Source organism: Conyzicola sp., from assembly GCF_057073975.1.
On the sequence record NZ_JBXMIS010000005.1, the window covers coordinates 1 to 11,621 of the forward strand.

The following is an 11,621-nucleotide window of genomic DNA, read 5'->3' on the forward strand; positions in this document are numbered from 1 at the left end:
TGGTTCGCCGTGCCGCGCGACGACGCCCCGCCCGCTGCCACCGCCGCCCCGGAGTTCGGCAGCGCATCCATTCCCCAACCGGATGACGCCCAGCCCGCCACCGTCAACTACGTGCACGACGGCGACACCGTCTTCCTCAGCACCCCCGCCGACCCCAACCTCAAGGTGCGCCTGCTGGCAGTCGACACCCCCGAGGTCGGCGACTGCTACGCGGATGACGCAACGGCCTTCACCCGCACCCTCCTGCCCGAGGGCGCGACCGTCTACACCCTCGCCGACGTGTCGCCGCTGGACCAGTACGGCCGCGCCCTGCTTTTCATCTGGACCTCGTCCGGCGAGCTCGTGAACTACTCGCTCGTCGCCGACGGCTACGCCGAGGCCGTCTTCATCGGCCAGAACCGCCGCTACGAGAACGAGTTCGAGGCGGCGGAGGATGCGGCGATGGATGCGGGGGTCGGAGTTTGGGGGGCGTGCTAGGTCAGTCTGCGTCCGGTCGCACGACCCGGATGATGTCGGCCGCGATCACCACCGGCTTGTCGTGCTCCCAGTCATGTCGGGAACGCGACTCTGGAGTCAAACTTCTGGACAAAGTGACCGTTCCCAACTATTTGGAAATCGCTTGCCGAATGAGAAGAGCAAGGCCAGCTACAACCGCGAAGACCTGAGCCCAACCCCACGAGTCGCGGCCCAATTGCCTCAGACGGATGGAATATGGCACTGCAAAATCTGTGGAGACAGGGTCAGTTGCAAGCTGATCGGAGAACCAGGATGCCTTGAGTTCACCCGAGTGCCAACGAACCAGTTGTTCGACCACCCTGGACCGAATGACAATTCGTTCTTTATTTGACTTGCTCAACAGCATGTGTTGGATCTGGCGCTGAAGCCATGGCACGATCGCTCGGTCGTCCCCCGCTAGGTCTAAAAGCAGCCGCGGGGTGAGGAGGGCGTACTCCACTTCACTGTTGTTCCAAACTTGTACGAACGTGGGTCGCAGCAGGTGGCGTATCGAAGCATCAAATGCGTCAAGCACCCTCGTCACCAGGAGGCGACGCACTTCTATTCGGTCCCTACGGCGAGACAGCAATCGGTCCAAAAAGAAGAGCCCAACCGTCACGAAGAGAGTTGCGCCAGTTGTGGCGAACCCAATAGCTAAAACCGTATCCATGTCGCGACGTTACCGAGGAGAGACGTCATTGTGATCTGAGACTCCCCCTCCGCTCGAAATGACCAGATTCGCTCGTCATCAACGTCGTCGACGACTTAGGCGTCGCCTGAGGTGTCTTTCACTCAGCACTTCTTTGGTGTGGGCGAAGTTCACAAGGTTTGGCCGCCATGGGGGATGTCAAAGCGCAAACGGTCTAGCGGATGCCCAGCACCTTTTCGATCGCAGCGCCGTACGCATCACCTTCCGATAACGCAACGTTATTGAAAGCAAATTGGAATCGATCAACCGAAGTCGTGTGCGACCGTTTTTGTACTATCGGAAGCACGCCTGTGAATTCCCCAGGGTCGACGCTGGGGTTCTCGAAGTCGTAGGACAAGAAGGTGATTGTTCCCGCGTTCATTGGGAAGCGAGGCAAAGCCTCTATACCTCCCAGGCGCTCTTCAATCTTGTTGAATACCGGCGCAGGGCAAACGAAGAACAATCCCTTGTTCACTTTCGATTCTCGCTGCAGCACTTGGCCTTTGTAGATCAATTGCGGAATTATCCGCTTGCTGACGTTCTCCCAATTCAGCCCGGCCGTAGTCTTCTCAAGGTTCCTCGGGTCGGACTCCATCCCCGCGATCCCGTTGCGGTAGTTGCCCGTCGTGTCAATCGTTTGTACCTCAACTGCCGTGAACTCGACGAGCTCGCCATCTGCTCCGATGTGAGCGAGGATCCAGTCGATGAAGTAACTGCCACCGCCCTTCTTGCGAGGGAGCGGGAGTTCACCGCCCCACCGACGACCGAAGACTCCCACAACGCTCGTACCCGTGTCTCTCACAATTTGTCGTGCCGACTTCCCCGGCACCAGGTCTAGGCCAGGGCCAAACGCAATATCGCTGACGTCTTGGAGAATTCGATAGCCGTCACCATAGAGCCGGATCGGGCAGCAGATTACGGGATCGCTTCGGGTTGGCTTGATTGAGCAAACTCCAGATATTGTTCCGTCGTTAAGCGTCTTCTCGCACTTGTGGCCAATGAAGGGGCATGTTTTCGAGTCCGCGAGATCGCGCGCATGCTGAGATTGATCCACTGCAGGTCGACCAAAATACTCGAAGACTGTAGATGCCAAGGTTTGCCCTCGTTCTTTGCGTCACACCGCGAGACGCGACTCCGCGTGCTCCTGACTCTGGTCGAGCATATCCATGAGCTTCTGTCCGATTGCAGTCGCCAATAGGGGGGGCACTGCATTGCCGACTTGCGCAAACTGATCCGAAAGCGATCCGGTGAACCTGTAATCGTCGGGAAACGATTGAATTCGTGCCGCTTCGCGGACAGTAAAAGTGCGGTCCTGACCGTAATGGAAATAGGCGCCCCAATGAGGATCGCATTTGGTCAGGATCGTGGAAGACAGACCTTCTGGAAGAGTCCTCCCGTACCGCTTCGTGTGATCGCCTCTGTTCGCGCGTTTCATTCCTTCGGGAAGCAAGTCGATCGGGATGTTTGTCCAGTTGCCGCCGGGGGGTATGTGCGCTAGTCGCTTCTTATTTATTTCCCCTAGCGCAGCCGCGCGGTGGTTGTGGACGCCCGTGGATCGCGAGCGAAGCACTGCCTGGTACTTGTTTGCAGGCTCGCTGGCATAGGGGGATCCATCCGCAACGGCCTGACCACTTTCCAGCGGCGGAAGGTCGCTGAGCGCGTCTTTGATTGTGATGTGCCCTGGGAGATTCAGATCGTCGACAAGTGAAACGAGGTTTCTGCTCCGGTGAGACGAAGTGAAATTGATTCGAGCTGGCGCTCTGTGTCGCGGCGTCGGAAAGACATCGTCGTATTCACGCACGTCATCTCTAAGTCCCACAATGATCGTGCGCCACCGAGTTTGCGGAACTCCATAGTGGGGCGCATAGAGGATTCTGACGTCCGCCACGTACCCCAGCTTGGAGAGCGACGCCAGGATTGCTTCCAATGTCGCGCCGCCTTCAAAACTGACCAATCCCGGCACATTCTCGATCAAGACTGCTTCCGGCTGGAAGGCATCCACAAACTTGAGAAAGTCAAGAAAAAGGTGATTACGCAGGTCAGAAGTACTCCGTGTCGGAGCGTTGACACTAAAACCTTGGCAAGGCGGACCTCCCGCAAGGAGGGAAAGTTCTCGCTTTCTCATCCCAAGTCGCTCGCGTACCGCTTCAGGATCCACATTCCGGATGTCGCGTGAATCCACCCATGTGTCGGGGTGGTTTGCTGAGTACGTCTCCGCGTATTGCGAGACGATCTCGTTTGCGTAGACACTTGTGAATCCAGCAGACTCAAGGCCCAGAGAGAGGCCCCCTGCTCCTGCAAAGAGATCCACCATGCGGCGTTGAGCAGTCATTTGATTCCTTCGGCGTTCTGAATAGCGTAAAACCACCCGGCCACGGCTAGGAGCGGACTCGCCGGACCAGGCATCCCGTCAGGATCCTATTGAATACTAGGGATCAGACATCAGGCTGATTTGTGCGGTCCGTGCAGTCCGGAAGTCTCTCGCTGAGTTTCGATACGGGCGCTTCGCGTCCAACTCAACCCGCCGGGGTGTCGACAGGCTCAACCACCGCGGCCGGAGCAACCGGCGTCCGCGGCATAACCACCGCCGCCACAATCGCCGCCACCCCCACAACAACCACCGCCGCGAACACCAGCCCAGACGCCACCGTGATGGCACCGGGAGCAACCGACCCGGCGAGCGAGCTGTTGAAGATCGCCCCGAAGATCGCCACCCCAACAGCAGACCCGATCGACCGCGCGAACATGTTCGTGCCGGTCACGACGCCGCGCTCGTTCCATGGCACCGAAGACTGCGCCGCGATCATCGACGGGGTCACCGAGGTGCCGAGTCCGAGTCCGATCACGAAGCAGGCGATCGCGACGACGAGCACCGACGGGGTCGAGGCGAACACCGCAACGACAACCGTGCCGAGCAGGGCGATCACCAGCCCGACGATGGCGGTGCGCTTGAAGCCGTAGCGCAGGTACCAGCGACCCGAGATGGATGCCGCGATCGGCCATCCGAGAGTCAATGCCGCCAACGCGAGACCCGCCAGCAACGGCGACGTGCCAATGGAGCCCTCGAGGTAGGTGGGCACGTAGGAGGTGAGCCCGGTGATGAGCGCGCCCGTCGCGAGGCCGATGAGGGAGGTGGTGAGCAGCAGGCGGCGAGAGAAGACCCAGAGCGGCAGCACTGGCTCGGCGGCGCGGCGCTCGACGAGCACGAATGCGAGCAACAGCAGGCCGCCGAGCGAGAAGGCTCCGACCGACTGCCACGAGTTCCACGCCCAGGCCTGGCCGCCCTCGAGCACCGCGAGGATGAGCAGCGAGAGGGAGACGGTCAGCAGGATCGCCCCCGCGTAGTCGATTGTGTGCCTGACCCGCTCGATCTTCTCGTGGAACGAGCGCATGAGTAGAAAGGCCGCGAGCACGCAGAGCGGCACGTTGACGAAGAAGATCCAGCGCCACGCGTCGAGCGCGGCGAAGATGCCGCCGAGCGACGGCCCGACCACCGAGCTCACCGCCCAGACCGAGGCGAGGTAGCCCTGCGTCTTGGCGCGCTCGGCGAGCGTGTAGATGTCGCCAGCGATCGTGATGGCCATCGGCTGGATGGCGCCAGCGCCAAGACCCTGCACGACACGGAACGCGATGAGGGCCGGCATGCTCCACGCGAGTCCGCAGAGAACCGAGCCGAGCAGGAACAGCGCGATGCCGACGAGGATGATCGGCTTGCGCCCCAGCGTGTCAGACAGCTTCGCGTAGACCGGCACCGACACCGCCTGCGCGAGCAGGTAGCTGGAGAACAGCCACGGGAACTGCGAGAAGCCGCCGAGGTCGTCGACGATGGTCGGAACGGCGGTGGCGAGAATGGTCGCGTCGATCGCGATGAGCCCGGTCGTGACCATGAGGGCGAGCAGGATGGGGCCGCGGTCAGAGCGCAGGCCGACGTTCGTAGTCATTGCCTTAAGACAATCAAGTGGGTGCGACATCCATTCCCCGATTTCGATACGGGCGCTTCGCGCGCTACTCAATCCCCAGAACGCCCCTCGTATTGGGGCGGCCCACGATTCGTTGTCTGAACGGGCGCTAGGTACGGTGAGTCCAACCCCCCTGGAGGACCGTGGAACCCGTGGAACGCTACCTTGTGCTTGTCGTCGCCGACACTCTCGAAGACGCCGCTCAGACCAAGTGGCTCATTGCCGAGGCCATGCCAGGCATCGGCGTGCTTACGACCCTGAGCAGCGAGGTCGACCGCACGGCAGCGGCGGTGCAGCCCGACCTCGTCGTGACCGTCACCGACTCGCTCGAGCACTTCGGCGGCATCCACGATGCCCACGCCGGCGTGCCGATCGCCCTGCTCGGAGCCTCAGAGCGCGCCATCGCCAACGGTGCCAGCGCCGTGTTCGCCGATGTTCCCGCCCTTGCCGCGGCACTGCCACGGCTCATGGATGACTTCCGCCTGTCGAAGGCCGGCCAGCGTCGCCAGGTGGTGCTCGCCATCGGCGCGCACCCCGACGACGTCGAGATGGGTGTCGGCGGCATCCTCGCGGCGCACCGTGCGGCCGGTGACAGCGTCACGGTGCTCACCCTCTCTGTCGGCCACCGCCCCGGCGGTGCGGAGGTCGCCCGCAGCGAGGGCGAGGCAGCGGCTGCCGTCATCGGCGCGACGCTCATCAGCGAGAGCAGCACAGAGCTGTCGGATTCCATTGAGCCGATCATCGAGAACGTCGTCGACACCCTGCGCCCCACCATCGTCTACACGCACAGCGCCTCAGACCGCCGCCCAGAGCACCGCCTCGTGCACCAGGCCACCATCGCCGCCAGCCTCGGCGTGCCGACGGTCGCCTGCTACCACGGCACCACGGGCTCGACCGACTTCACCCCGAGCGAGTTCGTGACGATCGACGCCTTCGTGGACGACAAGCTCGCGATGCTCGCGTGCTTCGCCGCCGGCCAGGAGCGCCCGCCCTACCTTGAGCCCGGCTTCGTGCTCTCGACCGCGCGCTACTGGTCGCAGTACGGACTCGGCGTGCACGTCGAGCCCCTCGAGGTCGTGCGCAAGTCGGCACTGGCACCCGTCACCCGGGCCGCGGTCACCGCCGTCTGAGACACTGAAGGGTGCTCTCACCCGACCTCCCGTTCGTGTCGTGGCTGCTCGTCGGGGTCTTCATCGGCGTGACGGTGCTGCTTGCCGTGCGGGCGAGCCGCAAAGACCGCCGGGAGTATCAGCGCTTCAAGCGCTACCGCTCGACGGTGCGCCGCCAGGCGATGTTCCGCACGTGGCTGCGTGAGTCGTTCCTCGTCTTCGGCGGACTCGCCGTCGGCATCCTGCTGCTGGTCTGGCAGTTCGTTCCGCTGCTGCTCGCCGACGTCAACGCCCTCCCCCTCGTGCGCGGTGCGCGGAACGCATTCATGGATGCCGGGGCCGTCGCCTACATCATCACGGCGCTGCTGGTCGTCGCCCTCGTCGTCGTGCCGATCCTGCTGCTCTTCTTCGTGAAGCCCGACGACGGCGAGGATCTGCCGTCCCTCGGCGACATCCAGGCGCTCCTGCCGCGCAACCGCGCGGAGGTGCGGCTCGGAGCACTGCTCTCGCTCAACGCCGGCCTGGTCGAGGAGCTGCTTTTTCGCCTCGCCATGCCCGCACTGCTCTACGGCGCCTTCGGCAGCGCGCTCTTCGCACTCATCGCGTCGGTGCTGCTCTTCGGCGGGCTGCACGCCTACCAGGGCGCTAAGGGCATCGTGGCGACCGCGCTCATCGGGGCGCTGCTGATGGTGCTCTACGTCGCGACGGGCAGCATCCTCGTGGCGATCGTCGCGCACACGCTGATCAACCTTCGGTCGTTCGTGGCGATACCGCTGATCGTGCTGAAGGTGCCTCGCTAGTAGGTGTGGTCTTTTCCGCTCGGCCACCGCGTCTCGACGAGCGTGAGGATCACCATGACGGAGTTCGCGGGTTCCGCCTGTGCACTCGGCGCCAACAGGACCGGTCGACAGGACGCAGTGTCCCGTCGAGCGGTGTGTCCTGTCGAGCGGTGTGTCCTGTCGGGCGGTGTGTCCTGTCGAGCGGTCCTGTTGTGGCCGAGTGTGTTCCGGCGAACTGGCTCACCGCGCCCTGACGGCGGGATCGGCAGGGTGGTTCGAAACGCCGCGATGCGGCTACTCGACCCGCACGGGCTGAGTGCTACTCCTCAGACGCCTGGAACCACGGCGGGTACACCGACACCTTGGTGCGCAGCTCTGTCAGAGAGAGCATCTCGCGCACGCGATCCTGCGTCTGGTTGTTTGCCACGGCGATGAGCTGCACGGCACCAAGGGGCAGCGAGTCGAGGCCGCGAGTGGCCCCGAGCGAGGTCACGAGCACCACGTGGTCGCGGATGTTGGCCGCGCGACGGCGCTCGCTCCACGCGAGCTCCTCTGGGCCGTGGAAGTAGATCGGATCCTCGACGTAGCCCGCGGCGAGCACGTCGCCGAAGTCGTCGAGGGTGAGCACCACGTGCAGGCGCTGCGAGTCGCTCTGGATGAGCGTCTTCTTCACCGGGGCTGCCGCGGCCCGCGGGGTGCGAACCTTGGGTGCCGCGGGAGGGGCGACCGGCGTCTTCTTTGGCGAACAGGCGTCGCACATCGCAAGTTCAAGTCCATGGATGCATTCGCTCATGCGGCTGCCTCGTCTGCTTTCTCGAGACCCAGTGCGACGAGAACGCCGCGGGTCCAGGTGATGAGATCGCCGTCCGAAAGATTCTGCGGCATCGGGATCGATATGGAGGTCGTCTGCGCAAAGTAGCGCGACGCCGGGTACATGCGCTGCATGCGCACCTGGATGGAGTCGGGCAGCTCCGCCGGCGCGATGCGCAGGTTGCTGCCCATGGTGACGACCTCGCTGAGGCCGGCCTTCGTCGCCATCCTGCGCAGTCGCGAGACGGCGACGAGGTTGACGACCTGGTCGGGCGGGTCGCCGTAGCGGTCGGTGAGCTCGTCGAGCACCTGGCTGATCTGCTCCGGTGAGGACGAGGGCGAGGATGCCGTCGACAGCTTCTGGTACGCCTCCAACCGCAGGCGCTCACTCTCGACGTACTCCTCTGGGATGTGCGCATCGACGGGCAGCTCGAGCCGCAGCTCCGTCTGCCCCTCGGCCACGTCGCCGCGGAAGGCCGAGACGGCCTCGCCGATCATGCGAAGGTAGAGGTCGAAGCCGACGCCGGCGATGTGACCGGACTGCTCGCCGCCGAGCAGGTTGCCCGCACCGCGGATCTCGAGGTCTTTGAGCGCGATCTGCATGCCGCCGCCGAGCTCGTTGTTCGCCGCGATGGTCGCGAGCCGGTCGTGGGCGGTCTCCGACAGCGGCTTCGTCTCGTCGTAGAGGAAGTAGGCGTAGGCACGCTCGCGCCCTCTGCCAACCCGGCCGCGGATCTGGTGCAGCTGCGACAGGCCGTACTTGTCGGCGCGGTCGATGATGAGCGTGTTCGCGTTGGCGATGTCGATGCCGGTCTCGATGATCGTGGTCGAGACGAGCACGTCGAACTTGCGCTCCCAGAAGTCGACCATGACCTGCTCGAGCACGCCCTCCGGCAGCTGGCCGTGGGCAACGGCGACGCGCGCCTCTGGCACGAGCTCGGCGATGTGCGCGGCGACCCGGTTGATCGAGCTCACCCGGTTGTGCACATAGAAGACCTGCCCCTCGCGCAGCAGCTCGCGGCGCACCGCCGCGATCACCTGCCGATCAGAGTAGGGGCCGACGAAGGTGAGGATGGGGTGCCGGTCTTCTGGAGGCGTCGCAAGAGTCGACATCTCGCGGATGCCGGTCACCGCCATCTCGAGCGTGCGCGGAATAGGGGTGGCCGACATGGCGAGGATGTCGACGTTGGTCTTGAGCTTCTTGAGGGCGTCCTTGTGCTCGACGCCGAATCGCTGCTCCTCGTCGATGATGACGAGCCCGAGGTCTTTGAAGCTGACGTTGGCCGAGAGCAGGCGGTGCGTCCCGATGACGACGTCGACCGTGCCGTCGGCCATGCCCTCGAGAGTCTCCTTCGACTCCTTGTCGGTCTGGAACCGGGACAGCGCACGCAGGTGCACGGGGAACCCGGCGAAGCGCTCTGCGAAGGTCTCCATGTGCTGGCGCACCAGGAGTGTGGTCGGAACGATCATCGCGACCTGCTTGCCGTCCTGCACGGCCTTGAAGGCGGCGCGCACCGCGACCTCGGTCTTGCCGTAGCCGACGTCGCCAGAGAGCAGGCGGTCCATCGGGATCGGCCGCTCCATGTCGGCCTTGACCTCCTCGATGGTCGTCAGCTGGTCGTGCGTCTCTGCGAACGGGAAGGCGTCTTCGAGCTCGCGCTGCCATGGGGTGTCTGGAGCGAACGCGTGGCCCTTCGACGCCATGCGCGCGCTGTAGAGCTTGACGAGCTCGACCGCGATGTCGCGAACGGCCTTGCGGGCCTTGCCCTTCGCGGCTGCCCAGTCGCTGCCGCCCATCTTGCTCAGGGTCGGTGCCTCGCCGCCGACATAGCGGCTGAGCAGGTCGAGCTGGTCGGTCGGCACAAAGAGCTTGTCGCCGGGAAGCCCGCGCTTGTTCGGCAGGTACTCGATCACGAGAAACTCGCGCTGGCGCTTGACCGCGTTGCGGCCACCGCTCGAGACCTCGCGCTGCACGAGCTCGACGAACTTGCCGATGCCGTGGGTCTGGTGCACGACGAAGTCGCCCTGCTTGAGCTGCAGCGGGTCGACGACGTTCTTTCTGCGTGAGGCCAGCTTCTTCGGCTGCCGCGAGTCGTAGCCGACGGCACGGCCGAAGAACTCCGACTCGCTGAGCAGGGCGAGCTTGACGTCCTCCTGCTCGAAGCCCTGCTCGACCGATGCCTTCACGAGGTAGGCGACGCCGGGCTCTGCATCGGCCGGGAACGCGTCGACGATGCGGGCGGCGAGCCCCTCCCCCGCGAGCACGTCAGACGCGCGCTCGACGAGACCGGATCCCTTGGCGGCGATCGCGACCCGCCACCCGTTGTGCAGGCGGTCGGCTACGTGCCCGAGGGCGCCATCCGGTTGCCCCGCGAACGACGGAACGGCACCCGCGTTGACGCGGAAGACGTCGTCGTCGTTGGCGTCGAAGGCGCTGAAGGTCCACCATGGGCGGCTGCCCGCCGCACGCCGGAGCGCCGACATCGAGAGGAACTCGCCCGCGTCGAGGTCGATCGGTGCCTCGGCTCCTGCGGTCGCCGCGTTCCAGGCAGCGGAGAGGAACTCCTTGTTGGTCTCGACGAGGGAGAGCGCGCGGTCGGCCACCCGCTCTGGCGAGAGCACGGCGATGGCCGCGTCGGCGGGAAGGTAGTGGGTGATCGGCACGAGCTTGTCGAGCAGGGCGGGGGCCAGCGACTCCATGCCCTCGACCGGGATGCCCTCGGCGATCTTGGCGAGCATGCCCGACAGCGACGGAAACTCGTGCTGCATCTCGGCGGCCCGCTGGCGAACGGATGGGCTGAGCAGCAGCTCGCGGCTCGGCGGCAGCTCGACCGATGCAACGTCGCCGGGCAGTGAGCGCTGGTCGGCGACGGAGAAGCGGCGCAGCTGCTCCAGCTCGTCACCGAAGAAGTCGACGCGAACCGGGTGGTCGTCGGTCGGAGGGAAGACGTCGAGGATTCCGCCGCGCACCGCGTACTCCCCACGACGGGTCACGAGGTCGACGCGGGAGTAGGCAAGGTCGACGAGCCGGGCAGACAGCGCCGCGAGGTCGTAGCCGCGCCCGCCCTGCGTGAGCACCACCGGCTCGAACTCGACGAGGTTGTCGGCGAGCGGCTGCAGCGCGGCCCGCACGGATGCGACCACGACGAGGGTGCCCTCGGTGTGCGAGGCGAGACGACGAAGCGCGAAGGCGCGCTTGCCGACTGTTTCTGCCGACGGCGACAGCCGCTCGTGCGGCAGGGTCTCCCACGATGGGAAGTCGAGGATCTCGGCGCCGGGAAGGTAGCACTCGAGGGCCGAGCGCAGCGCCTCTGACTCCCGGCCCGTCGCGACGACGGCGAAGAGCACGCGCGGGGATGGTCGTTTCGCCAGCAGACCGGCCAGCAGTGGGGCGCGCAACCCGTCGACAAGAGAGAAGTCGGCGGCGCGATCGGCGTTGGAGAGGGCGGCGGAGACGTCGCGGGCGTGCGAAAGCCCGGTGATTAACTGCTCGAGTGCCACTCGGTAGAGCTTACGCTCAGCCCGCGACATCCACGCTCTCGCGCAGACCGTGCGACGCCGACGGGTATCGGGGTCGCCAGCCGAGGTCGCGCTTGGCGCTCGTCATCGACAACCGCATCGACGTGCGGGTGATGATCTCTGCCGCGAAGGGAGCGCTGGCGCGCAGTGCCCACGACGGAAGCCCGACGGGAAAGCGGCGGCCCTCGGCGATGGCCTGCGAGCGCTGCAGCTCCCGCCAGCTCAGCGGCTGGTCGTCGGCGATGTTGTAGGCGGCGCCGCG

8 protein-coding genes and 1 pseudogene are annotated in these 11,621 nt (G+C 65.0%); 3 read left to right on the top strand and 6 right to left on the bottom strand.

The features are described 5' to 3' along the window. Positions 1 to 477 (top strand): thermonuclease family protein (locus AC14A7_RS00350; protein WP_484005865.1); only part of this gene is annotated, 477 nt, incomplete at its 5' end. An 881-nt stretch (positions 478 to 1,358) separates the two neighbouring features. Here the strand turns inward: AC14A7_RS00350 and AC14A7_RS00355 are convergent. The 3 genes from AC14A7_RS00355 to AC14A7_RS00365 form a co-directional block, all read right to left on the bottom strand. After that, positions 1,359 to 2,276, bottom strand: coding sequence for a NotI family restriction endonuclease (locus tag AC14A7_RS00355; protein ID WP_484005866.1), 918 nt, complete (start codon positions 2,274 to 2,276; stop codon positions 1,359 to 1,361). A gap of 21 nt (positions 2,277 to 2,297) precedes the next feature. After that, positions 2,298 to 3,515 (bottom strand): DNA cytosine methyltransferase, encoded by a 1,218-nt coding sequence (locus AC14A7_RS00360; protein ID WP_484005867.1) that lies wholly within the window; start codon positions 3,513 to 3,515, stop codon positions 2,298 to 2,300. Between the two features lie 184 nt (positions 3,516 to 3,699). Next, entirely contained in the window at positions 3,700 to 5,124 is a 1,425-nt protein-coding gene (locus AC14A7_RS00365) for an MFS transporter (RefSeq protein WP_484005868.1), read from the bottom strand. A gap of 170 nt (positions 5,125 to 5,294) precedes the next feature. Between AC14A7_RS00365 and AC14A7_RS00370 the strand changes: the two genes are divergently transcribed. After that, positions 5,295 to 6,272, top strand: a complete 978-nt coding sequence (locus AC14A7_RS00370) for a PIG-L deacetylase family protein (RefSeq protein ID WP_484005869.1) — start codon at positions 5,295 to 5,297, stop codon at positions 6,270 to 6,272. An 11-nt stretch (positions 6,273 to 6,283) separates the two neighbouring features. Then, positions 6,284 to 7,051 carry a CPBP family intramembrane glutamic endopeptidase gene (locus tag AC14A7_RS00375; RefSeq protein WP_484005870.1) on the top strand — a complete coding sequence of 256 codons (768 nt, stop codon included), beginning with the start codon at positions 6,284 to 6,286 and terminating at the stop codon, positions 7,049 to 7,051. Positions 7,052 to 7,349: 298 nt separating this feature from the next. On the opposite strand, the gene AC14A7_RS00380 is transcribed toward AC14A7_RS00375, so the two are convergent. From AC14A7_RS00380 to AC14A7_RS00390, 3 genes and pseudogenes are all read right to left on the bottom strand, one after another. Then, entirely contained in the window at positions 7,350 to 7,823 is a 474-nt protein-coding gene (locus AC14A7_RS00380; protein ID WP_484005871.1) for a hypothetical protein, read from the bottom strand. Further along, complete coding sequence (gene mfd / locus AC14A7_RS00385; protein ID WP_484005873.1) at positions 7,820 to 11,341, bottom strand: transcription-repair coupling factor; 3,522 nt, start codon at positions 11,339 to 11,341, stop codon at positions 7,820 to 7,822. The genes AC14A7_RS00380 and mfd overlap by 4 nt, the downstream gene beginning before the upstream one ends. A gap of 16 nt (positions 11,342 to 11,357) precedes the next feature. Beyond that, a pseudogene (locus AC14A7_RS00390) lies at positions 11,358 to 11,621 on the bottom strand (hypothetical protein); the annotation flags it as partial.